Genomic DNA, 23,959 nt, shown 5'->3' with positions numbered 1-23,959 from the left:
ATTTTCCAATCGCAGCCCGGCGCCGACACGCTCGATATGGCATTGATATCCGCTGGAGCAGTACGACCCCACACCGACATTCGGGTTGCGTCTTACGCCAAACGAATAGTCTGACTGACGCAAACCGCTCAAAGGAAGATACAGCTAAGCCTAAGATGCAACTGACTGTCATCCCGTGGCTTTTTAGTATGTCGCCTTAGCAGCCACTCGAACCATCCGCCGTCGATCCGTTGCGGCATGGTTGTGGATGCAAGAGCGAGAGTGTCCCATGAAGCTTGCCTATTTTGTTCTTCCCCATATCGGCGGCACCTATTCCGTCTTCAAACATCTTCGCAAAGGTCTCGCCGCCTATGGCATAGACGTGCGATGGCTCGGCGTGTGCAAGGAAACATTCGGACTGCCTTTCGATCTCCAGGGTGAGAAGGCTTTTGGTCAATTGCTGCGGATGCCCGTCAATCTCAGCGAACGCGAATGTGCAGCGCGAATGGCGGCTGCCATCGAAGACGGAGGGTTCGACGGTGTGATCGTCAATGTTCTTGGCGATCAGTTGCAGACAAATATCGCGCGCTATCTGCCAGAAGGTATCCTGCGTATTCTCGTCGTTCATAATATCTCACCCGGAACATACGCTGCCGCGCGCTCGATCCGGGACTATGCCCATGTTACGATCGGCGTATCGGAGCGGTGCCGCGCCGATCTGGTCGCGCGCAATGGCTTTTCGAAGGATCGCACCTACGCAATCCCGAATGCGGTGGACAGCGATGCGTTCCGGAGCCAAGCGGTTCGGCGCGTCAACCGGGGGCCGGAACTCAAGGTTCTCTTCGTCGGCCGCATTGAAGATGCATCGAAAGGCGTGATGTGGCTGCGGGAGATACTGGATGCCTCGCCCGAGGCGGTACGCCTGACGATCGTCGGAGATGGTCCGGATATGGGCAAGCTCAAGCGAAGGCTAGACGGCCATGGTGATCGCGTCAGTTACGCAGGATCCGTTCAGCTTTCAGACATACCGGTCATCATGGCTAGTCACGATGTTCTTATCATGCCCTCCCGCTTCGAGGGGCTTGGCATGACGATGATCGAGGCAATGGCCGGCGGCTGCGTCCCGGTCGTGTCTCATATCCGTGGCGTGACGGACACGATTGTCGAGCCGGGCCGAAACGGCTTTCTGTTCCCGATCGGCAATTATACGGCAGCGGCCAATGCGATCGCGCGCTTGCATGCCGATCGCGACCTTCTCGAGCGGATGTCGATCGCGGGAAAGGAAATGGTCCTGAACCGCTTCAGCATCGAACGGATGGCCGCACGCTATAACGAAGTCATTACCATGACACTGAACGATCGTCCTGGCCTGTCAACGGTGCTCAGGATGGAGGACTGGTCTATTCCCGCCGGTTTGAGGCCGGGCCTTCGAACCTATCTGCCGTTGCCCTTGAAAAACTGGCTTCGCGTCGTTCGTGAACGGCTCTGAAGCGATGTTCGGCGATCAGCGGCGACTTGGACATCTGTGCGGCGTCTTCTTTTTTTGGCTATGCATGTTTTCGACCTGCAACGCACAGGATACCGTTTTTCCGCTGCAGACGTCGCAGGACGGGCGTTATCTTGAAGACAGCAAGGGTCTGCCGTTCCTGATTGTCGGCGACAGTGCGTGGTCGCTCATTGGCGACACCTCTATTCCCGATGCGGAATTTTACCTGGAAACCCGAAAGCGGCAGGGCTTCAACACCGTGCTTGTATCGTTGATCGAGCATCAGTTCTCCCGCAAGGCGCCAGCGAACTTCTACGACGAGAAACCTTTCGCAGGCGATGCCTTCGAGCAACCGAACGAGGCCTATTTCGACAGGGCAGAAGCCGTCATAAAGGCAGCCGCAAGTCGCAACCTGCTGGTGCTTCTCTGTCCGGCCTATAGCGGCGCACGCGGTGGCCCCGAAGGATGGTATCAGGAAATGGTCGCGGCCGGGCCAGAAAAGCTGCGGGCTTATGGACGCTATCTCGGGCAGCGTTTTGCGAAGTACCCCAACATCATCTGGGTGCAGGGCGGGGATTACGATCCGCCCGATCGCAATCTGGTCATGGCTGTTGCAATGGGGATCGCTGAAACTGATCCTTCGGCATTGCAGACCGTGCATGGCAATCCCGATACCGTGACGAGCGATTTTTGGCGGGACGCTTCCTGGCTCGATATCGATTCAGTTTATACTTACAGCAATGTCGCGGCGGCGGTGCTGGATCGTTACCGATCGGGACCAAGACGTCCTTTTTCCTCATCGAAGGCGCATATGAAGGCGAGAACGATGTGAAGGAGCGTCAGGTTCGTCTTATTGCCTATGGTGCGCTGCTTTCAGGAGCGAGCGGTCAGCTCTTCGGCAACAATCCGGTCTGGCATTTTTCCGCCGCCGGGCTTTATGAAGCGAAGGACAGCTGGCAAGGTTCGCTGAACAGCCGTGGTGCTCAAAGCATCACCCATCTGGCCTCGCTTTTCAGACAACTGGCATGGTGGAAGCTCGTACCCGATCAGGGCAGCTTGCTGAAAAGCGATGCGGGCGCATTCGCGGCGCGCCACAGGGAAGGGTCTTTCGCCGTGATCTATCTCGACACTCCTTCCGTTGCGATCGATCTCGACAGTTTGGCGGCAGGCGAGAAAACCCTTCGCTGGTATGATCCCTCGAATGGAATTTACATCGAACCGATCGAGCGTCTTGGCCGCAGCGGCCTTCGTAACGTGACGGTGCCGGCATCGGCGAATGCTTTAGGCTTTCAGGACTGGATTGCCGTTCTCTCCACACAGGAATGATCACTTGTAAGATGCCGCTCGCTGCCGAGTCGTTCATTTGTGGTCGCTCGCCGTCAAGGTCTCAAACCTAGCTCTTTCGATGGTCGATCCGGTTCGGGGGTAGGGAGGGTAGACGTTAATTTCGACACCCTCTCCCTTTGGTGGATTTCACACGCCTTTTGCCCGCATACCCCTCAGGGCCGGTGTTTTTTAGGATCGTCTGGAGGCGAGTATCGTTGCAAATGCGCCGCCAAGCTTCAGTGTGGGGATCAGACATGTCGGGGATACTCTTCAACACCATTGCCACTTTCATTCTGTGCGTATCCCTCATCGTCGCTCTCAGGCGCCTGACCATTGTGTTTCAGCTTGTGGATCGCCCCGATTCAATTCGCAAACGCCACACGGGAGCCGTTCCTCTTTGCGGTGGCATCGCAATCTTTGCCGCTTTCGCTGTTTCCGCATTCGTCGGTGGGTGGAGCGAGGCTCTCGGCATGAACTTCTGGCTCGGGCTGGCGGTCATTCTACTAATGGGCGTTGTCGATGATCGCCGGCCGCTACCCGCAGCAGGACGCCTTCTCATGCAACTGGCAATGGCGATCGCTCTCGTAGGCGGCGCCGATATCGGCTCTCTCTCCATCGGCGTGCTGTTCACGCAGCATTCCGAGCTGTTCCTGCCGCTATTTTTCGTCATCGGAGTTCTCTTCGTGACCGGGCTGGTGAATTCGTGGAACATGCTCGATGGCGTCGACGGGCTTGCAGGTGGCACTGCGGGTGTCGCGTTGATCTGGCTGATGATCGTGGCGATCTTCGCAGGTGTCGGCGACATCATCGCGCCGCTTCAGGCACTCTGCGTGTGCCTCTGCGCTTTTTTGGTCTTCAACATGCGCGGTCCATGGCGTGCAAGGGCGAGCATATTCCTCGGCGATGCGGGCAGTACCGCACTGGGTGCTACGATTGCCTATGTGATCGTCCTGCTGGCGACCACAAGCAGTGCCGTATCCTTTCCGGCATTGCTCTGGATCGTGATCCTGCCGATCACCGATACGCTCAGCCTGATTGTCCGTCGTATCATGCACGGTCGCAGTCCAATGTCGGCCGATCGCTGGCACTTTCATCATCTACTGCTGGACTATGGTTTCACGCCGGCGGCGGCAACGAACACGCTGGTCGTCATTTCCTTCATTTGCGGCGGCATCGGTTTTGCCGGGATAAAATCAGGTGTTCCGGCGGAAATGATGGCCGCCGGCCTTCTCGTGCCGATTGCCCTTCACACCGCGTTCGTCCTTACCGCGACGGGCTACCTCTCGAAAACATGGCTTAACAGGGGTAATTTCGATCTCTACCGCGAGGTGGTGCGTCTACCGGTCGCCGCCAGCGCCGCACCGGAGCCAAGAGCCATTCAATCGGCGAATGAAGAGTAATCGCATCATGAAAGCGCCGTGGCCCGGACCGCGAATTCCCTTGACACCGGTTTCGAAAGGACGGCTTTCGCGTTCGCGCATTTCCCGGAACATCAGAAATGCTCCGCCATTGAAACGGAACGCGATTTTACTGGGCTTGATGATGCTGAGTGCAATCGGGCTCTACGGACTTGCCCTCGTTTCAGCGGGGTCGCTCCTTGTCGTGGAGGACCCGCCTGCGCAAGCCGACGTCATCGTTGTTCTGGGCGGTGACGGTCCTCCTCGAGCTGCCCAGGCCGCAAAACTATGGCACGAGGGAAGGGCGCCGCTCGTTCTGGTGACTGGTTATGGGGATTGCGACTTCATCCGTGACATGCTGGTGCGGTTGGGGGTGGATTCCGCAGCCGTCTCAACGGAATGTCTTTCGCTCAGCACCTGGGAAAACGCGACATTCGCACAGCCTATACTGACTGGAATGGGGGCAAAAAGCGCCATTCTGGTCACGAGCTGGTTTCATTCACGGCGCGCAGTAAAGCGCTTCCGGTTTGTGATGCCTCAAGTCCAGTGGATTTCCCTTCCTGCGCAACGAACTGTGTCGCTGTGGCGGCTTGCCATCGACGGCGACGGGGTGCAGGTGTTCAAGGAGTACGCCAAAGCGCTCCTCTACGACATCAGAAGCAGTTTCGTGCGGGATTTGCCTCCGGTTCAGGCGGGGCTCGCCTCATGAGCACGCTTCTGGTTTTTTGCCTCTTCGGTGGTGTTATCCTGCTCATCTGTTGGGGAATGATGCGTCGGGAGCGAATTTACGAGTTCCCGTTTCTGACGGGCGTCATCACGTTCAGTTTCATTTTGCCGCAGGTTCCCGGACTGGCGTCTGAACGGTTCCTGCCGGAAGGCGCGTTTGCCAGAGCCGCGCTTTTCATGATGCTGTGCCTTTTCATGTGCTGGTGGGGATGGAGCAGAACGGCAAAACCCTTTGCATTCTTCCGTATCGATTTCGACGAAACACGTCTGCTGATCGTCGCAGCCGTTCTCTCGGTCGCCGGCGCCTACTTCTATTTCAAGCTTAGCCGTTTGCCGGGAGAGTTGACCATTGCGGTGCAGATGACCGGAGTTCCGGTCATGTACATCTTCTTTTCGCGGTTGTTGAGTTATGGTCTGGCCATTGCGGTGCTTTGCCTTGCACGGCGATTCTCCTGGCTGGCGCTGGCCGTCCTTGCGTTCGATCTCGTCTTTTACCTGGATCGCATCGTGATAACCGGAAAGCGCGCCGAAGCGGTGGAACTCATCATGATGTTCGCGCTGGCATGGTGGTTTTACAAGGGATGGGCGATCCCGCGCATCTTCGTGATCATTGCGCTTTTCCTCGGCACACTGTCGATGAACAGCATGGGCGACTACCGCGCCATCACCAAGGCCAACGACGCTCCCGTGTGGGATGACATCAAGAGGATAGATGTCATCGGCAATCTTGAGAAAGTGTTCCGGGACGGCGGCGACGAGATGCGCAACGCGATCATGCGGATCGACAACACCGCAAACACCTTGCAATTCGACTACGGCAAGTTCCACTGGAACAGGCTGGTGTTCAACTTCGTGCCCGCGCAACTCGTGGGCGTGGAGGTCAAGCAATCCTTCATGTTGCCGGTGCCGGTTCAATCGCGCGACTACAATCCTGTCCTCGGCACGACCGAGACCGGAATGGCGGATGCGTTCGGATCCTTCTGGTATCTGGGGGCGTTCAAATTTTTCCTGCTCGCCTATCTGGTGCGCCGGATCTGGGTGACCGCAAACACGGGCGAGTTCGCTGCGCAATTCACCTATCTGTTGTCGATCATACCGTCCATGCACGCCATCTCGCATCAGACCGACTGGGTTCTCATGGTCTGGGTGCATATGCTGATGTTTGCAGCGCCGGCGCTGGCATTTGCCGTCATACCCGCGCGCGTGCAGCAGCGTCGGTACGCGATACCATCCTTGACGTCTCAAGCCGGAGGATAGGCCATGCGCTCACGATACGACGATCCTGTCTTCCAGCATGCAACGACGCCCCTGCCGCGCTTCGGAGGTCCGACCTTTTCACTGCATTTGCGGCTTAAGCGGCTGGTCTGGATGATCGTCTGGCGGTTTCTTGCCTCCTGGACGCCGCCGCCGATGCGCCGCTGGCGCAATTTTCTCCTGCGCAGTTTCGGCGCGCGCCTGCATGCCACGGCAATGGTGCATTCCAAGGCGATCGTGTGGTGGCCGGGGCACCTCGTCATGGAGTGTCATTCATCGATCGGACCTGGCGTGATCTGCTACAATGTCGATATGATCACCATCGGCCAATATGCCTCGGTCTCGCAACGTGCCCATCTGTGCACAGGGTCGCATGACGTTCAGGACAGCGCGTTTCCCCTCGTGACGCGGCCGGTGGTGATCGAGGAGGACGCCTGGGTAGCGGCGGAAGCCTTCGTCGGTCCCGGTGTCGTCGTCGGCAAGGGGGCTGTGCTCGGCGCGCGAGCCGTCACAGCGAAGTCACTGGAGCCCTGGACGATCTATGTCGGCAATCCGGCAAGGCCAGTCGGCTCGCGTCGTCAGGAAGCGGCGGCATCCAACGCGCTCAGCCGATAGCCCTCCAGGGTGGCATGGGCGATGGCCGGCCAGGTGAATTTCTCCAGCACAAGTCGGCGACCGTTTTCACCCATCGTTCTCGCTTTGGCTGGGTTGCTGAGCACGCTTGCCAGGCCCTTTGCAACGTCGGCCGCGTCAACCGCGACGATAACCCCGGCATCGGCAGATCCGACTTCGGGAAAGTGACACTGGTCGGTGATCACCACAGGCGTGCCGCAGGCGAGCGCTTCGGTGATCGCCATGCTGAAACCCTCCTGTCGGCTTGGCAGGCAGAAGCAGTCGGCATCGACCATGGCTTCGAGCTTTGCTTCGCCGTAAACGGCCCCGACCATAAAGACCCGGTTCCGGATATTCAGTTTTTTGACCAGGTGCATAAAGTGGCCCTCTGCTCCACCGGGTGGACCTGCGACAACGAGATCAACGTCGACATAGGTGTCAGAGATAGCCGCAAAGGCCGAGGCGAGAATGTCGACACCTTTTTTGATGTGCAGGCGTGACAGGAACAGAATGTAACGCCTGCCGTGCGCCAGGGCAATTTTCTGCTTGAAATGTCCCCGGGCCGGCAGGGGATCGAATTCCTCGGCAAAAACCCCGTTCGGTATGATCAGATTTCGCGCCTGAAAATTCAGCGTCTCGACGGCTGCCACCTCATCGACGTTCAAAAGATGCAGGAAGGCGGCCTCGTTCAGCATCTTGCGATAGCAGAGCATCAGGGCGATCTTCTTTTTCCACGATCGCTGCCGAAGGCTCCAGTGATCCAGCATGCCGGCCGGGCAAATGCAGTAAGGCACGCCAGCGGCGCGGGCGAGCTTGGAAGCGTAGAGCAGAAAAGGCTCCCATACCCCGTGAATATGCATGAAGGATGCATCTTTCAGCACGTCTTTCAGCACCCGCCGGCCTTTAAAGCAGAACAGCGTCTCCAGCCTGCCGGGGGGCGGCAGGAGATGCCAGCGGATATTCTCGAAATGCGGTATGCTGCTGCCGATTTCCTTGACCTGCGCCTCGATGGCGGCGTCGCCATAGCTGACGATATTCACATCGAGGCCGAGGCCGGCCTGTGCAGCGGCAAGGCGCATGGCAACGGCCTGCAAGCCGCCATGCTTGGGATCGATCGAAGCGATGACGTGGATGATCTTCATATCTCTTTGTTCCCCAGGTATCGCGCGTCGTCCGCCAGGCAAAGACCAGCGGACCCCGACAGATGCGGCCCGGACAGGGCGGCAAGAAGCCGCTCGCCATAAGACTCCACGGTATGTTCGGCTGCGCGCAGGAGTGCATTGGCAGACATGATCCGCCTCAGCTCGGGATTGTCGGTAAGCGCACGCACCGCGGTCGCGATAGCTTCCGGATCGCAGACGGGAACGATGAAACCTTCGATGCCATCGCGAACGACGCTGCCGGTGTTTTCGGTCGTTATAACCGGCAGACCCGCTGCCAGCGCTTCATAGACGGCGGTCGCGGAGCCTTCGCAGAGCGACGGCAGCAGGAAGACATCCGCCCACCGAAACTCCTCGACGATCTGCGAGCGCGGAACGATCCCTCTCAGCTCGACCCATTGCGAAATCTGCTGCTTGACATCATCGGGTACGCGAACGCGGCCCGCCATGCGGAAACGGGCTGCACCTTCCATAAGTCGGGCGGCTTCCACGACATAGGGAGAGCCCTTGCGCAGCCCGACTTCGCCCACGGTCAAAACCCTGATCGGCCCCGGCATGCGTGCCGGTCTGTCGACGGCAGCCGCCGCATTGACCCCATAGGGAACGACGACACACCGGTCTTCCGGCCCACCGCAGGCGACGACGTTCTTGCGGACGAATTCCGACGGGCAGACGATGACATCGGCAAGGCGCCACTCGGCTTTTTCCCGGTCGGCGAAGAGACGCGCATGCGGGTTGTCCTGCACGGGACCTGCCCATGCGGGAAACCGCTTCATTTCCTGATTGAGAAGCATTTCGACGACATCGCGCGGCGCGATCATCTGCTCGACTGCGGTCCACAGCCCCTGCTGCTTTGCGGCCTGCATCTGTTCGAGTGCGTCGCCGCTGAAGGCGTAAAGCCCGGCGGCCCCATGAAAGCCGCGCCGGGCGACCATTTCGGAGAAAATCGACCCGGCCCAGATCGCGTGAGAGGTTTCCTCCACAACGTCTTTCGTTCGCATGTGGCGCAGCACGGAACGGAGGCCAAAGCTGGAAAACACCGTCGTCAGCGCTGTCGGCACGCCTTTTGGCAGCCGACCGGCCAGCCGTTTGACAGGTGCGGGATAAAGGGTTGCCGGAAACGAATTGACGATCCGGGGCCAGCCTTTCGTGGCGCATATATCGGTGTAAAAATGCGCAAGGCGGCCAGCGGATGCAAATATTCTCGGTACGGCATAATGCATGCGGGCGCCGAGCTGGCTGACGACGACTTTGTCTTTCATGACGAGATACCTTGAGCGATAGGGGGCCTGGAAGGCTCGACAGTCTGCAGCCCGGCGATCAGCACTGCCCAGGCATCTGCCGCCTTTTCTCGTGAATAGTCGGCACAAAGCAGCCGCCGTGCCGCATCCCCCATTGCTGTCGTGGTATCCGGGTCGTCGCAGAGCTTTTCGATGATGCCAGAGAGCTTATCGGTCTCGCCGATTTCGACATTGCTGCCGCATCCTTTGGCTCTGAGAACACGCGGCACCTCTCCATCAGGGTCGCCAACGAAGATCGTCGGCCTCCCGGCCGCCAGGATGCCATAGAATTTGCTTGGAATGATGCAGTGTTCCAGTTCCGGCAGCAGCGAGACCAGATGCACATCAGCAACGCTCAGGCTTTCAGCAAGTTTCTCAACGGGCTGCAGCGGCTTGAAGATGACGTTTTGAAGACCGAGATCCTGCACGACAGTCTTCACAGTCGCGTGCTGGTGTCCGCCGCCAATGAGAAGGAACCGGATATCCTGCCGGTGCTCGAGACGTTTCGCCGCTGCCAGCATAGTGCCGAACTCATGCGCCCGCCCGAAGTTTCCTGAATAGCCGACGACAAACACGTCCTGCAGTCCCCACGCCTTCCGCAGGCTGTTATCCTGGGGCAAGACAGGATAGATTTCCTCCCCATCCGACCAGTGATGCAGGACGCTGACGCGATCCTTTGCAAGCCCTTGTGTGAAGAGGAATTCCGCCATCTTGTCGGTAGGGCAGACAACCATGCCGGGGGATCGCAGAGACCAGTTGCGCGCCTGCGTCAGCCATGGCGCAAGCCACCGTGCACGTTTCCTGAAAAATCCAAGCTCGATTGCGGTCTCCGGAAAAAGATCCATGATCCAGTTCACCATGAGTGCGCCCTTGAGGCGGATCGCGATGCTGCTCATGACGGAGAGGAGCGGAGGATCGGTGCAGACAACGACCGTGTCCGTCGCCCGAACGTTGCGCAGAAGCCAGGCGAATGCCAGCACCTGAAAAAGAAGATAATCAATGCTCCGGCGCATGAGGCTGTGCCGGCCGAAGCGACCGCTTGCGAGCCGTCGGATCTGTACACCCCGAACCGTTTCGGTTGCGGGCAACACGCTGCCGGGATGATTGTGTATTTCGCGACTTGCAACAACAGTCACAGTCATTCCGCGCTGCGCCATTGAGATGGCCAGCGACGATATCATCCGGCTTGTTGCCGACTGGTCGGGGAAACCGTATCTGTTCAGGAAGATCATCCTCACGCTTTTTTCTCCCGCCAAACGTCCGGTCTGAAGAAGCATTCTTGGCGACGTGAAAACAGGCGACAAGCTGGTCGTAAGGACTAGTGGGCTCACGATACGGAGTGGCCAATACTCCGAAGTTGGCGCCGTACTATCCCTTTGGTAGCTGAAACGCAGATGACGCCCTTATGGGTTAGCGACTCCAAAAAAATTCCCCAGCCAATAAATGGCAGGGAGGTCGAAGGTGATCGGACGCCGGCGGTGAGAAACAACCGGAATCTACTCAGGTCAGCTTGTTGAAGAAGTAGGCAATTTTCTAGTGCCAATCGAAAGCAGTGTCCTGATCACACCGCTACAACCGTCATTGAATGAGTTTTGTTCAGCCGACGTGGGCTCTGCAATTATCAGGGACACTCGCTGTCGCGGACATAGCGTGCCTTGAGCCAGCCGTGGATCGTCCGGTCACCGTCGTAGTGGGTGACTGGACACCAACGGCTACCCCACGCAACGGACGACGGCTCGCATTGGCCGTCGAGATGCAGGATTCCATGGCGTTGCGGCTGGAGGGTATCAACGATCCGGGCAGACGCCGATGGCCTACTCCGAAGGTTCAAAACGTCGTCCAAGGCGACATTTACGACCGTCAGGCATCCCCTGCCAGTGGTAGCTGCCGATGAGCCAGGGAACAACAGGAGCGCAACGGAAAATAGGCAAAGTCTCAATGCAGTGTCGCTCATGACAGTCCTCTCGACTGCATCTCTAAAGCCACATCAAGCAAACAGGCGGTCTGCTTTCAATCACTCACCATCGGGCGTCATTGCCATGACATCGATGAAGCGTCCTTTGCCGTCAAATCGGCATTGGAACTTCTTGATGCCTTCATTACCCTTGTCCACCGTACCGTCGATAGTCGTTCCCGATCCGGTCTTTTTGGGTTTCGAGGTTTTGATATAACTGGGCTTGGTGCCGTACATTCCCGACACTTCGCCCCGACAATACGCCGGACGGTTGCCCGGCGTAATAACTGCACCGGTGCCCATTGGCATCGCAGATGGCTTATTCACGGGCGCGGCGGCCGAGCCACTCCTCACTGTGCAGATACCATTTCCACCGCCCTTCTTCTCATAGGAAATTGAAGGGGTGCCGTCAGGATTGATGCTGATGGACAGCGTTACGCCGCCTTGTGTCGCTTCATAGAAGTTTTCATTGACGACTTTGAGTTTTGTTTCCTTGCCATTCAAGTAAACGGGACCACCGGCATCGGCGTGGACATCGATATTGCCCGGACAGGTCGCATTCAGGAAGGGCACCGCCGCAATAGCTTGCCCTGCCGTGAAGATTGCAGAAATCGCCAAAACTATGCGAAAGCCTATCATCATTGTGCTTCTCCCAACGAGCCAGGTTGAGGGTGGCACGATAGCGTTTGAAGTCAAGTTGCGCATGAGTATTTATCTGTCCCAACGCGCGAAGCTGCCATACTTCACATAGCCAGTTACAGCCTAAGGCAGACAGAAGCCCTCAGGTATAGATTACCCTCGGTAATTCCACGGCAGGAGTGCACCAATCTGTCTCTGAGGATAACCATTGACGATGGCAGTCAGCGTCGCGGTGAGATAGCCCTCGACATATTTGTTGGTGAGCACCGATCCCTCGGCATCGCGCACGGCCTGGCTCATGAACTTCTCCGAGGGGATCAGTTCGATGGGTTTGCGACTTCGTTTTCAGCATTCTGGAATGCGTGCGGTGCGGCCGATATTACCATCGCCGATCTCCTTAAAGGTCCTGATAGGTGGGTCGCCGGGCGACCCTCGCACGGCAGTGTTTTACAAATACTGCTCATGGGTGCAGTTGCTGTTTACCTCCGCTTGCTGCGAGTTGGGCAGACCGCTCGGTTCAGGACGGAAACGGTTTATCTATGATCTTGATACCATCCGGAGTGCATTCGATAGCTTCTTGACCGCAGCCTCCATCTCGGTCGGCGTATAGGCGGCAAACCCCATGAGGAAACCGCTGCTGGCTTCGCCGGAGGCGTGCAACGCCGACAATCCGAGAAGTTCGACACCGACGCGTCGCGCCGCATCGATGGCGGCGCGCTCGGACATATTGGCGATCAGCAGGCAGGGCATTTGCAGCCCGCCGATCGGTACGTGCGGTTCGACAAAATCCGACAGGTGCTTTTTGACCAGCCCTGCAAGTACGTCGAGTCGATTGGCGTATATACCGCGCATGGTGCGAACATATGCGCCGAAGTGCCCGCCTTCAATGAACCGCGCCAGTGTCAGTTGCGCCATGGGGGCCGTGTGGCCGTCCAGAAGCGTGCGTGCCACGGTCATAGGCTTCACCAGTTGCGGCGGCAACACGACGTAGCCGATCCGCAAGCCCGGAAAGAGCGATTTGGTGAACGTGCCGATATAGATAGTTCGGTCGTGCTGATCTAGGCCTTGCACGCAGGCCGTCGGTTTGCCGGCATAGTGATACTCGCTGTCGTAGTCGTCTTCGATGATCCATGCCTGATGCCGGGCGGCCCATTCGATCAGGGCGAGCCGACGATCCAGCGACAGCGTCGCGCCGGTCGGGAACTGGTGCGAAGGCGTCAGGAAGATGGCTCTGGCCTTGCGCGGTTCGGCCATTATCTTTTCCACAACGAGGCCCTGTCGATCAACCCTGATGGGAACGCACTCCAATCCTGCTGCATCGAAGGCTTTGCGCGCACCATAGTAAGCCGGGTCTTCGATGAATATCCTATCACCAGGATCAAGCAGCATATTGGCGCAGAGCGACATGGCCTGTTGTGAACTGGTTAGCACCAATATGCGGTCGGCGGTGGCGCGAGCTCCGCGCTCAAGGTTCACGTAGTCGGCGATAGCGCGGCGCAGCGGTTCGGTACCCTGCGGATCGCCGTGATGCAGAGCCTGCGTGCCAACCTCTTTGCGTACCTGCCGTTCCAGTCTCTCCCAGAGCGGGAGCGGAAAGGTGCGAATTTCCGGCACACCGTGCGCAAAGGGGCGCGGGATCAGCATCTCGCGGACCCCGCCGCCTCGGAACATGCCGTTGCCGCGCTTGCTAAGGTTCGGGGCTTGGCTGCGCGCGAGCGCGTCCCGCTGGGAAACACGATGGCCGGGTGTGAACTCCGTGATTTCGGCCACAAAACTGCCGCTACCGACCCGGCGATCGATGAAGCCCTCGGCGTGAAGCTGGGCGTAAGCCGCTTCGATCGTGTCGCGTGACACCCCCAGCGATCTTGCGAGCGCACGCGAAGCTGGCAGTGGTCTGCCTGGCCCAAGCGCACCATTGATGATCAGCTGCCGGATGGCCCGCTGAATCCGTGCGTAAAGCGGCATCGCCGCATTGGCGGGATGGGAAAGCAATGCCTTCACGGATTCGAGGTGGGAGTGCTTGAACAAATGGTCTGAGCCTCTCTGGAAAAGTGGAAGGGCAAGTCAGGCCATTGGAAGGCTAGTTGTCAAGGCAATTCATGCCTTCTCGCTCCCAAACCCTTCAGGAGTTTCGTTACGACCATGCTCTCCAGTTCATCAGCCATCCGTCTCAACGATCTAACCCATCCCGTCGTGGCAGGGTTGATCTCCGTTATCGTCAACTATGGCGGCACCTTCATTCTTGTCTTTCAGGCCGCAAAGGTTGCGGACCTTAGCGCGGAATTGGCGGCATCCTGGGTATGGTCGGTTTCAATAGGCGTCGGGCTGACGGGACTATTCCTTAGCTGGAGATTTCGCGAACCGATAATCACCGCTTGGTCCACGCCAGCGGCGGCGTTTCTTGTCACCGCATTGGCAACAACGCCCTATGCGGAGGCGGTGGGCGCTTACATGATCTCGGCCGCCGCCTTCGTCGGGCTTGGGCTATCGGGCTATTTCGAGAAGGTGATCCGGCTGATTCCGCCGGGCATCGCCTCTGGCCTGCTTGCGGGCATTTTGCTGCAATTCGGTATCGGTGCATTTGGCGGTGCAAGCGTTGATCCGCTTCTGGTTGGACTGCTGATAGTTGCCTATGTCGTGTTGAAGCGCTTCTCCGCCCGCTATGCCGTGGTGGGCCTCCTCGCTCTTGGGATGGTCTTCCTGCTGATGCAGGACCGGGTCGATCTTTCAGGATTGAAACTGGAGTTCGCTGCGCCCGTCTTCACAATGCCGGCCTTTTCGCTGAATGCGCTTCTGTCCGTCGCCTTGCCCCTGTTCCTTATTACGCTAACCGGCCAATACATGCCGGGAATGCTGGTGTTGCGGAATGACGGCTTCAAGACGAGTGCTAATCCTATTGTCACCGTGACGGGCCTCGGCTCCCTCCTCATGGCGCCGTTCGGCTCCCATGCCTTCAACATAGCGGCCATCACGGCGGCAATTGCCACCGGCAGGGAAGCGCATGAAGACCCACGCAAACGCTGGATTGCGGGTATCGCGGCGGGCAGCTTCTACGTGCTGGTCGGGGTGTTCGGCGTCACGCTTGCCGCCGTCTTCATGGCCTTCCCGGCGACATTCATCACGACGCTCGCCGGTCTGGCGCTGCTCGGCACCATTGGCGGCAGCCTCGCCGGAGCACTGGCCGATCCGACATCGCGTGAAGCGGCGCTCATCACCTTCCTGGCGTCTGCCGCTAATATTACGCTGCTTGGGATCGGCGGCGCATTCTGGGGTCTGGTGATCGGTCTCGGCGCCTACCTGGTCCTGAATGGGCGGCTGCCGCGCCGTCACCGCGCCGATTTGACCGTAAGCGAGGAAACGGCGAAGTGACGGCCCAAGTTACCTCGATGACCACATCAGTCATCTCCATCCGAAGTTGGGTAGCGCATGGGCATGTCGGCAACAGCGCCGCTGTCCTATCCGCTCACGACCCATAGAAATATTGGCGTCGCTGGATGAGTTTTGTCGTGTCTTACACGAGCCACATTTAATACGGGCGCGAGCGCAAAATTCGTTCGCTTCGCCTCTTGATTTTGAAAACACGAAAAACCAAATCGTCAGCCGCCAGTCGCTGATGACAGGACTGGCCGTGCTGGAAGCGCCGCTTTTGGCGCTTTGGTACCCATGTTGCTTCAAGGAGGATATGGTTATGGCAACATCTTACGACTATGCACCGTTGTACCGATCGAGCATCGGATTCGACCGGGTCTTCAATCTTCTCGAAAACGCCCAGCGCACTCGCTCGATCAGTGACTGGCCGCCTTATGACATTATCAGGACGGCCGAAGACAGCTATCAGATTTCTATTGCGGTGGCTGGTTTTACACGGGACGAGATCGACATCACTTTCCAGTCCAATCTCCTGACCGTGACAGGCAAGAGGCAGGAGACACCCGCGGAGGGCTACCTGCACCGCGGCATTGCGGCCCGTCCGTTCGAGCATCGGTTCGAACTCGCCGATCATGTCAGAGTGAGCAGCGCCGAACTGAGAAATGGTCTCCTTTCAATCGATCTCGTCCGCGAAATCCCGGAGGCCCTGAAGCCCAGGAAAATCGACATCCAGACCGATGCGGTTCTGGTGCCGACAGTTGCCACGGGGCAGATAGAAGCACAGAAGGCGGCTTGATTTACATTGTTGGATGAACAGGGGCGCCGTCGCGATGGCGCCCACCAATATCCGGGATGGGAAGGAGAAAGCAATGAAACCCGATATGTTCAGACAGCCTGTTTTCATTCTTGTCGGTCTCGGCTTTCCAGCGGAGGTTCGAAACGTGCTGGAGGCCTACCGACATCTTTCCGAGTGGCCCGCAACAAACCGAGATAGCGCACATTCCATTGCTCTTAAGGCATGCGCTGCCGCGTTGCGCGGCGAGATTGAAGCGGAGACCGCCCGCGGTTTGTTTGTAGCCTTTGCCGAAAGACACGATCTGCTTGCACCGGAAGATGGTGTCATCGCCGCGTCTCGCCTTTCGCGCGACAGAGATCCGCATGTGAATTGAGATAGACGCGGTTATAAATGTGTAGCGGCAAGTTGTCCGCTATGCGGCGGCGGTATCGTGCACGGGCTCTAAAATGCCGAGCGAGCTGATTTGCCGCCCCTGCGAAAGAGATTACCGCGAAGACTGTCACGGTCTGGGTTGGGAGGACAGGTGTGCTGCCTCGAGGTTGACGAGGGTGTAACATGGCATCTTCTCGTCACCAGCGTGGCACACGTCTTTCATAGGCTGGGTCGAAGAGCTTCATATAGGCTGTATCATCGCGTTCTTTCATCGAGGTCTGTTCGTAAAGTGCCGCAAGTTCGGTGAGTTTTTGCCGATCGAGCGTCACGCCAAGTCCCGGCCCATTGGGAACATCGAGGCGACCGCCACGGAACGTGAACGGCGTGCCCTCGATCACGTCGACACCGGTCCATGGGTAATGCGTGTCGCAATCGAAGCTCAGGTTCGGCGTTGCGGCGGCAGCATGGACCATTGCCGCCAGAGTGATGCCTAGATGCGAGTTGGAATGCATGGAGACGCCAAGACCCAACGTCTCGCAAATCTTTCCGAGATGGGTCGAGGCGCGCAGTCCACCCCAATAATGGTGATCTGACAGCACAATCTGCACCGCATTTTTGCGAAAGGCCGCGGCGATCTGGTCGAATTCAAGGACGATCATGTTCGTGGCGAGCGGGATCGACGTAGCGGCTGCGACTTGTGCCATCTGGTCCATACCGATGACCGGATCCTCGAGATATTCAAGGATATTCTCAAGCTTGCGTGCGATGTAGATGGCCGTGTCCACAGTCCAGCCGCCATTGGGGTCGATCCGCAACGGATGATTGGGAAAAGCTTCCCGAAGCTTCATCATGGTCTCGATCTCGAGATCCGGATGCAGCACGCCACCCTTGAGCTTCAGCGACTGGAAACCGTATGTGTCGACCATCCTGCGGGCTTCGCCAACCATCTGATCAGGCGTAAGAACCTCTCCCCATTCATCCGGGGCTTCACCTATATGGGCTGCGAATTTGAAGAACAGGTAGGCGCTGAACGGAACGCTGGTACGAGTGGCGCCACCTAGCAGATCCGAGACCGGCCGCCCGAGAAGCTTGCCCTGAATGTCGAGGCAGGGGACTTCAAAGGCTGAGGCAACCACGTCCGTCAACTTGTGATCGGCCACCGCCGATTTAGCATTGATGCCGCCACTGCCGGGCAATGCGGTGATGACGCGAGATTTCAGCTCGTGAAGATGAAACGGGTCGAGCCCGATCAGGGCAGGGGCCGCCCGTCGCAACCCATCCAGCGCCTTGATACTTCCGTAACTTTCACCAAGGCCGACCGTGCCGTCGTCACATATGACCTCGATGACGGTGCGCAACGCATGCGGCTGATGCACGCCTTTACAGTTCAGTAGCGGTCTGTCGGGAATGGCGACCGGTGTGAGGTGAATTTCGGCTATCCGCATTAAAAAGCTCCTTGTCTCCACCAGCCGCGCGCAGCCTTTAGCGCATCGTCCAGCGGGGACAGTTCGGGATGCCAGTGGCGTTCCCATTCCAGACTGAGAGGGATATGTCGTTCATCCGACTGTAAAAGCGAAAGCAGTTCCGCCATGGGAAAATCGCCATGGCCGGGCAATACGTAGCGTCGTCGGCCATCGCTGTCCGTGGTGCTGTCCTTGACGTGCAGATGGACGACATTTTGTGCGATGTGTTGCCAAAGGATTTTGAGATCGCTGCCTTTGGCCCAGGTGTGGTGAGTGTCCCACAAGAGCTTCGATGCTGGCACGCATGCGATGAAGGCGAGAAGCTGCTCGAAGTCCGCCAGCGCGTCGTGTGTTTCGATCATGAGGTCGACATTCAGACCCCGTGATAGTCGCAGCGACTGCCAGTCGTCCAACAGGCCCGCTGCCTGTGTCATCTCATCCTGTCCCAACTGTTTGCCACCGTCGAAGATGCGCAGATAGGAAATGTTTGCGGCTTCCGCCCAGTCTATAAAAGGTTCGATGGCGGAAAGATCGGTGCTGCCGAACAGCCGAATGGATGTGTTTAGGGCGGCTACCTCGAGATCACTTTCGGCCAGAAAGGCTGCAAATCTGGAAGGAGTGGCAAATTCGGCAGTCAGTGCCGGGATGAGGTCGACCGTACCGGAGAGCGTGCGCAACTCCACATGCACGATGCCATGCCTCTGTGCCAGATCGGCCGCTTCGTGCAGGCTAAGTTCGGAGCAGCCAAGCGTTGAAAAACAATAATCGAAAGCGCTCATGCCATACGCTCCATATCCTGTTTATGGACCGGGTGAAGCGCGGCAAGCCCCGCGACGAAACGTTCGATCTCGGTAATGGCGAGATCGGAAAGCGCCCGCAATTCATTTCCCAGCGCCCCGGCAATGTGGGGGGTGAGCACGACATTGGGCAAATCGTAGAATGGGCTATCCGTCGGCAGGGGTTCCGGCTCTGGTGTATCGATCAGGATACGCAGCCGCCCGGAAAGCGCCTCGCCCAGCAATGCGTCGTGATCGACCAGCCAGCCCCGTGCCGTGTTGATGAAGATCGCATGATCCGCCATCAGTGCCAGTTCCCGGGCACCAATCATGTGGCGGGTTTCAGGCAGGATCGGCGCGTGCAGGGAGACCACATCGGACCAGGCGAGAAGCTCGTCGAGCTCCATTTTCGTAGCACCAAGTGCGGCCGCGTCTTCCACCGAAAGAAAAGGGTCGTAGGCGGCGATCTCGAATTTTCCGCGCGTCAGCATCTCCATGACAAGCCGACCAATCCGTGACGCGCCGACGATGCCGACTTTGCGGGAATGATTGCCGAGATAGGGCAAGCTCATGCCACGTCTGCTGCCAAAACCGCCGGTGCCGCGCTCTACCCGATGCTCGTCTCTCAGACGAAACACATCCTTGCCGCACATGATGATTGCCGCATAGGTAAACTCGGCAACCGGCACGGCCATGGCCGATGCGGCCGTGGTGATAAGAATATCGGATGTTTCCCAGAATTCGGCGGGGGCAACAGCGCGCACCGAGGACGCGGCATAAGCGACCATCCTGAGCTTTGGCGCACGGGCGAGGCGCTCGCGTGTCAGGGATGGCGTGCCCCAGGCGGCGAGGAGAATGTCCGCCTCGGCCAACGCTTCTGCTCCCGCTTCCGTGTCGAAATCCGTGTAGGGGAAACCCGGTATGATGTCGGTTACGGCATTCATGCGTGCCCATTCGCGCGAACCAAAGAAACCTTCGGGAAGCTCGTTGCGCATGGCGATCAACAGCCGTGGTTTGTCTTGAGATGGTCTCATTGGCGTACCGGACTTGAAACAGGTCGAACCTCGATGCGGTTGACGTCGATTTCGATCGGTTGAGAACCGGGCCGCAGGATCACATCGAGAAAAACTTCGGGAGGGGCTTCACCTGGCCTGAGTTTCAGGGGAGGAGTTCTGAGCGCCCCTGTCCATTGGGTGGCAGGGAAAGGAAAAAATGTGCCGTCTTCGGCACGGAAAGGCGCAAGTGCTACCGCCTCCTGTCCTTCGGCTGCAGCATCTTTCAGACGCAGCGATATTCCGAGTACGTCGCTATGCGCCGGCACATCAACATCGCATATGGCCTCCACCCATAAGCCTGTGCCCGGATGGACAAGCCGCCCGCCGAGACGATGGCTTTGTTCACCTGTTTCCGTGACTGTCAGGGCTGAAAAATCAACTGCCAGATTGCCTGCTGGATTGTTCACCGGGTCAAAACGATCGTCTGTCGCCAGGATACGGGCCGGCGCTCGCGGCACAATCGCCTCCAGATAGGTAGCAAGCAGCTTTCCTACGGCAAAAGCGCCTGTCACCGCAAAATGGGTGCCGTCGTCGGAATAGCCGGGATGAGGCTCGCCGAATTCACTTTCGGGATCGACCCATGCCGAATTCCAGTCGAAGACATGGCAATTGGCATTATCTGCGGCAAATTCGATGCTCTGCCGGTTGATCCAGTGCGCTTTTGCCCGCTCCGCACCGCCAGCCGGCCATTTCCCGGTGCCACGGGCGAGGATCGGGAGCAGGATGACGGTTTTGCCTGCGTCGAGCAGAGCCGAAACGATCCGCGCCCGTGTATCGGCTATCGTCTGGCGTGTTTCCACCATCATGTCGTTTGTGCCGGCATCGACGATGACCAGATCGAAATCCGATTGCAGCAGTCGCGGTAGCCGCCGTTCGATCTCGATTGCCTTCTGGCCGGAAACTCCGAAATTGAGGCCGGAAAAGAACCGGCTGACACCCGGTCGATTGCTCGGTTCCCAGCCTGTTGGTGCTGATGGATCATGGTGGACAGGGCAGCAAAGCCTGCCATGCGACAATACCTCGGCCCAACTCATCCAGCCGCGGGCCGATGTGGCAAGCGAGGACGCGTCGCCAATATGGTTCTGTTGGACGAGCGAAGTGCCGAGAACGGCAATCCGGCTCGCCCTTGGTAACGATACGGACATGGTTTTCACCGGATATCAGGAGAACAGGACGCCGCCATTGATGTCGTAGCAGGCGCCGGTGATATAAGCGGCATCGTCGGACGCGAGAAACGCCACCAGACCGGCAACGTCTTCGCTTGAGCCTTCGCGCTTCAGCGATGTGGCGCCTGCCACCCTTTCACGCACTTCGGGTTTGGTGAAGGTGTCGTGGAAGGTGGTGGAGATCATGCCGGGGCAGACGGCGTTGACGCGAATATTCGGGCCAACTTCCTTGGCAAGTCCTCGGGTAAAGGTCATCACGGCACCCTTGGAAGTGGCATAGGCGAGCGCGCCCGGCCCACCGCCGTCACGGCCCGCCTGCGACGAGAAGGTTACGATCGCGCCGCCCTTTGCCATTTTGGGCAGTGCGGCCTTGGCTGTCAGGAACAGCGACGTCAGGTTGACGTCGAGGACCTGATGCCAGAAGGCTTCGTCCATGTCAGTGATTGTCTTGCGGGCGATAAGCCCACCCGCAACATGGACGAGGCCATGGATCTCGCCGAATTTGTCTGCGGCAGCAGAAATGGCAGCCTCTACTTCGCTTGCGTTTGTCAGGTCTGCCTTGATCGCCAGAGCCGAACGGCCAAGCTTTTCGATTTCGGCAACAGCCGTGGCCGCACCTTCAGCGGCTCCATTATAGGTGAGGACGACATTGGCGCCTTCCTGCGCAAAACGAATGGCGCATGCCCGGCCGATATCCCGGCCGGCGCCGGCTACAACTACGGTCATGTTGGTAAAACGCTGCATTTGAAGAACCTCGTATGGTTAGAATTGCTTGGGAAGGGAGAGCTTGAAACGCTCGTCGTCGACGTCGCTGAAATAGATGTCGGTCGAAAAACCCTGATCGTCTATGAAGCTGAAGATGCGCTTCGGCTCCTTTAAACTGTAAGGCACCAGAAGGGTGACCAGCCGATGCCGAGTTGCTGCTGGAACCGTGGCGCAGACGTGATGGTGGATATCAAGACCCTCGAACTCCTTGGGATCAATGTCGGGAAAACCTTCGACGGCCGCGATCTGCGGTGTGCCGGCTGACGAGAAGACAAACTGGCCGTAAAAGCCCGCCTTTTGGCCATTGTAGCGAAAGCTCGACTTGCCGGTCTGCGGTGACCCTGTGGTATGGCAAAGCCATTGCAGTTCCTGGGGCTCGGAGCACTCCACCTCATCGACAATCACGAAATAGCTGTCGTTGACGAAGTGCATTTCGCGCTGCGCTTTCATAACCAGCGGGTTCGCGACCTGATAGGCAGACGTCGCATCTCCGAGGATCCGGATATGTCCGGGATTTTCCTCAACCGATACGATACGGCCGGCGGCACGACGCGCGAGTGCCTTGTCCTTTTCCGCATATTGTCCCTTGCCGCCGATCAGGACGGCGTTCTTCGACCGTGTCTGACGGCGCCAGTTCAGATGCATCTGCGAGTTGAACGCCACGTAATAGCCGGACTGGATCGCCAGATCCTCGCCGTAGGCATAGAGGACAAAGGCATTCTGGTCGCCATGGCTGTGGCTTAGCGAACCGTAGGGACTTGATTTGAAGACGAATTGCAGATGCCGTTCCGGGTCTTCCATATGTTGCTGGATGGTCGCCCAACCGATATCATCGAAAACAGCGAGTGCCGGCAAGTCTGCAGGCGAGACTGCTTCCACCTGCTGATAGTCGTGACGATAGACGAGATCGTCGAAGTTCAGGTCCCACCAGCCGTAATTGTAGAAGGCCATTTCTGTGCCCGTCGCATCGGCCTTGATGTGATCGAAATACCATTGGTAATGGCCGTTGCCGGTAACGCCGGCAAATTGCCGAACATTGTAACCCAGTTTCAGGCCGGGAAGATCGCCAAGCGTGGAGTCGTCGCCAAAATTGGCGCGACGGGTTCCCGGCGCCTTGGTATAAAGCGGGAAGCGCCCCGTGTTCTGGAAAAATGGCCGCTGATAAAGATCGTAACCGATATAGGAGCGGACCAGATTGGCGGCCTCTATGAGATAAGCCATGCCGGTCATCCAGTAATGTGGCCCTTCCGCCCAGCCACCGTCAGTTCCAGCCCAGGGAGAATAGAGGGTGGCGAGGAATTCAACGGTGTAATCGAGCCATTCGCCGGCCTCGTCGCTTTCGCCCTGAAGTGCGATACAGGCCGGCGTCAGTACTGCCGAAAGCGAACGTACGGCATGGCTGTCATAGGGAAACACGTGGATGCGGGCATGCGCAATAACATGGTCGGCGACCTCCCGCGTTCGTTCAAGAAGAACCGAGCGTACGGTCTCGCGCTCGTCTTCGCTCAGATAATCGTATAGCCAGTCATAGCCCCAGGCGAGTGCCACGACGACGCGGAACCCCGCCTCGTCATTATAGGCCCGGGAGGTCGCGCCTTTCGGATCCCAGCCAGCGACTGCCAGCAGCCACGTGCGCGACGCATCGAGTAGTTCGTCGCGTCCGAGCACCCGACCGGCAATGGCCAGGTGCCGGATCGCATAGATCACTTCCTGGCAGTCAATATACATCTGTCGCCAGAGTCCTGCGACGCGCATATTGTTGGGATAAGGCTGAGGTTCCGGCATGACCGGCCGCTCAAGCCAGGGTTTTACCGATTTCTCGTAGAACTCGGACCAGCTGCAATGATTGGGGTCCTTTGCCACCGCCTCCGAGAAGCAGCGCAACTTTTCCGGATTGAGCCAGAGCCGTGGATGGCTGGCATGCGCGGCTGCATGACGCGCCTTCCTGCCGGGTAGCGGCGTTTTCGGCAGCGAAGCGCCGATCTCGAAGCTGCGCACGGTACTCCAGTTGGAATCCGGCGTCGCGGACGTCTGGCCCCACAACGCATAGCACCAGTGATAGCGGCCTTCCGGAAGGGCTTCGTCCGGCGTGAAGAAATTCCACGCGAGATCTTCAAAGACGAGCGTCTTTTTGTCTGCAAAACCGGGATCGGACGAAATCCGCAATACGTAGCGCGCACCGTCGTCGATGTCGGGCAGCCATGAAAAGCGCGGAGGGTTCTCCGTCGGCGGTACTTCTTCGCTCGGCTCGTAGCCAATGGTCAATGAACCCGGCCGGGGTTCATCGAGAAGTGTCTGTCGGGAGATGGCCGGGGCAGAGGGACACATTGCGCTCTAACTCCTATGAAAACAGAAGGGAAAGGATGGCGGCGACAAAGCCGCCA

Annotated in this window: 21 protein-coding genes and 1 pseudogene; 10 read left to right on the top strand and 12 right to left on the bottom strand. The window is 58.3% G+C overall.

Annotation, left to right across the window (positions count from 1 at the left end; translation table 11 throughout):
* The first annotated feature begins 268 nt into the window (after window positions 1-268).
* From RBH71_RS04070 to RBH71_RS04040, 7 genes are all read left to right on the top strand, one after another.
* The gene (locus RBH71_RS04070) at window positions 269-1,468 is read left to right on the top strand and encodes a glycosyltransferase family 4 protein (protein ID WP_112161415.1); all 1,200 of its coding nucleotides are present in this window, start codon (window positions 269-271) and stop codon (window positions 1,466-1,468) included.
* A 64-nt stretch (window positions 1,469-1,532) separates the two neighbouring features.
* Window positions 1,533-2,297: a DUF4038 domain-containing protein gene (locus RBH71_RS04065; RefSeq protein ID WP_323687152.1), complete on the top strand. Its 765-nt coding sequence runs from the start codon at window positions 1,533-1,535 to the stop codon at window positions 2,295-2,297.
* Entirely contained in the window at window positions 2,294-2,791 is a 498-nt protein-coding gene (locus RBH71_RS04060) for a DUF4038 domain-containing protein (protein WP_323687151.1), read from the top strand. The genes RBH71_RS04065 and RBH71_RS04060 overlap by 4 nt, the downstream gene beginning before the upstream one ends.
* Window positions 2,792-3,045: 254 nt before the next feature.
* Window positions 3,046-4,191, top strand: a complete 1,146-nt coding sequence (locus RBH71_RS04055) for an MraY family glycosyltransferase (RefSeq protein ID WP_111801559.1) — start codon at window positions 3,046-3,048, stop codon at window positions 4,189-4,191.
* Between the two features lie 142 nt (window positions 4,192-4,333).
* A complete protein-coding gene (locus RBH71_RS04050) occupies window positions 4,334-4,897 on the top strand; it encodes a YdcF family protein (protein WP_323687150.1) in 564 nt (187 codons plus the stop codon).
* On the top strand, window positions 4,894-6,171 hold the full coding sequence (locus tag RBH71_RS04045) for a hypothetical protein (RefSeq protein WP_162687872.1): 1,278 nt from the start codon (window positions 4,894-4,896) through the stop codon (window positions 6,169-6,171). The genes RBH71_RS04050 and RBH71_RS04045 overlap by 4 nt, the downstream gene beginning before the upstream one ends.
* Window positions 6,172-6,174: 3 nt before the next feature.
* Entirely contained in the window at window positions 6,175-6,783 is a 609-nt protein-coding gene (locus RBH71_RS04040; RefSeq protein ID WP_111801561.1) for a putative colanic acid biosynthesis acetyltransferase, read from the top strand.
* Here the strand turns inward: RBH71_RS04040 and RBH71_RS04035 are convergent.
* The 6 genes and pseudogenes from RBH71_RS04035 to RBH71_RS04010 all read right to left on the bottom strand — a co-directional run bounded on the left by RBH71_RS04035 (window position 6,747) and on the right by RBH71_RS04010 (window position 13,841).
* The gene (locus RBH71_RS04035; RefSeq protein ID WP_323687149.1) at window positions 6,747-7,922 is read right to left on the bottom strand and encodes a glycosyltransferase; all 1,176 of its coding nucleotides are present in this window, start codon (window positions 7,920-7,922) and stop codon (window positions 6,747-6,749) included. The two genes, RBH71_RS04040 and RBH71_RS04035, sit on opposite strands and share 37 nt — an antisense overlap.
* The gene (locus RBH71_RS04030) at window positions 7,919-9,202 is read right to left on the bottom strand and encodes a glycosyltransferase family 4 protein (RefSeq protein ID WP_111801563.1); all 1,284 of its coding nucleotides are present in this window, start codon (window positions 9,200-9,202) and stop codon (window positions 7,919-7,921) included. Before RBH71_RS04030 ends, RBH71_RS04035 begins: the two co-directional genes overlap by 4 nt.
* Complete coding sequence (locus RBH71_RS04025) at window positions 9,199-10,452, bottom strand: glycosyltransferase family 4 protein (RefSeq protein ID WP_111801564.1); 1,254 nt, start codon at window positions 10,450-10,452, stop codon at window positions 9,199-9,201. The genes RBH71_RS04030 and RBH71_RS04025 overlap by 4 nt, the downstream gene beginning before the upstream one ends.
* A 782-nt stretch (window positions 10,453-11,234) precedes the next feature.
* Window positions 11,235-11,816 (bottom strand): hypothetical protein, encoded by a 582-nt coding sequence (locus RBH71_RS04020; RefSeq protein ID WP_323687148.1) that lies wholly within the window; start codon window positions 11,814-11,816, stop codon window positions 11,235-11,237.
* 234 nt (window positions 11,817-12,050) lie between these two features.
* Window positions 12,051-12,155: pseudogene (locus RBH71_RS04015) on the bottom strand (hypothetical protein); the annotation flags it as partial.
* Between the two features lie 195 nt (window positions 12,156-12,350).
* Window positions 12,351-13,841, bottom strand: a complete 1,491-nt coding sequence (locus RBH71_RS04010; RefSeq protein ID WP_111801565.1) for a PLP-dependent aminotransferase family protein — start codon at window positions 13,839-13,841, stop codon at window positions 12,351-12,353.
* 114 nt (window positions 13,842-13,955) lie between these two features.
* Here RBH71_RS04010 and RBH71_RS04005 point away from each other — a divergent pair, with 114 nt between their 5' ends.
* The 3 genes from RBH71_RS04005 to RBH71_RS03995 all read left to right on the top strand — a co-directional run bounded on the left by RBH71_RS04005 (window position 13,956) and on the right by RBH71_RS03995 (window position 16,351).
* Window positions 13,956-15,182, top strand: a complete 1,227-nt coding sequence (locus RBH71_RS04005; RefSeq protein ID WP_111801566.1) for a benzoate/H(+) symporter BenE family transporter — start codon at window positions 13,956-13,958, stop codon at window positions 15,180-15,182.
* A 319-nt stretch (window positions 15,183-15,501) separates the two neighbouring features.
* Complete coding sequence (locus RBH71_RS04000; protein ID WP_111801619.1) at window positions 15,502-15,978, top strand: Hsp20 family protein; 477 nt, start codon at window positions 15,502-15,504, stop codon at window positions 15,976-15,978.
* 73 nt (window positions 15,979-16,051) lie between these two features.
* Window positions 16,052-16,351 (top strand): DUF982 domain-containing protein, encoded by a 300-nt coding sequence (locus RBH71_RS03995; protein ID WP_035199246.1) that lies wholly within the window; start codon window positions 16,052-16,054, stop codon window positions 16,349-16,351.
* 196 nt (window positions 16,352-16,547) lie between these two features.
* Here the strand turns inward: RBH71_RS03995 and RBH71_RS03990 are convergent, their stop codons facing one another.
* Genes RBH71_RS03990 through RBH71_RS03965 form a run of 6 tightly spaced genes read right to left on the bottom strand, consistent with a single transcriptional unit; the run spans window position 16,548 to window position 23,903 of the window.
* Window positions 16,548-17,795 (bottom strand): glucarate dehydratase family protein, encoded by a 1,248-nt coding sequence (locus tag RBH71_RS03990; RefSeq protein WP_323687147.1) that lies wholly within the window; start codon window positions 17,793-17,795, stop codon window positions 16,548-16,550.
* Window positions 17,795-18,592 carry a sugar phosphate isomerase/epimerase family protein gene (locus RBH71_RS03985; protein ID WP_003517579.1) on the bottom strand — a complete coding sequence of 266 codons (798 nt, stop codon included), beginning with the start codon at window positions 18,590-18,592 and terminating at the stop codon, window positions 17,795-17,797. Before RBH71_RS03985 ends, RBH71_RS03990 begins: the two co-directional genes overlap by 1 nt.
* Window positions 18,589-19,623, bottom strand: a complete 1,035-nt coding sequence (locus RBH71_RS03980) for a hydroxyacid dehydrogenase (protein ID WP_323687146.1) — start codon at window positions 19,621-19,623, stop codon at window positions 18,589-18,591. Before RBH71_RS03980 ends, RBH71_RS03985 begins: the two co-directional genes overlap by 4 nt.
* Entirely contained in the window at window positions 19,620-20,789 is a 1,170-nt protein-coding gene (locus tag RBH71_RS03975) for an SGNH/GDSL hydrolase family protein (RefSeq protein ID WP_323687145.1), read from the bottom strand. The genes RBH71_RS03980 and RBH71_RS03975 overlap by 4 nt, the downstream gene beginning before the upstream one ends.
* Window positions 20,790-20,804: 15 nt before the next feature.
* Window positions 20,805-21,554, bottom strand: a complete 750-nt coding sequence (locus RBH71_RS03970) for an SDR family NAD(P)-dependent oxidoreductase (RefSeq protein ID WP_323687144.1) — start codon at window positions 21,552-21,554, stop codon at window positions 20,805-20,807.
* 18 nt (window positions 21,555-21,572) lie between these two features.
* Window positions 21,573-23,903, bottom strand: coding sequence for an alginate lyase (locus RBH71_RS03965; RefSeq protein ID WP_323687143.1), 2,331 nt, complete (start codon window positions 23,901-23,903; stop codon window positions 21,573-21,575).
* Window positions 23,904-23,959: the final 56 nt, after the last annotated feature.

This window comes from Rhizobium sp. AN68, assembly GCF_030758035.1.
Taxonomy (GTDB): domain Bacteria; phylum Pseudomonadota; class Alphaproteobacteria; order Rhizobiales; family Rhizobiaceae; genus Agrobacterium; species Agrobacterium tumefaciens.
The sequence above is the reverse complement of the archived record's forward strand: the minus strand, read 5'-3'. Positions and strand labels throughout refer to the sequence as shown.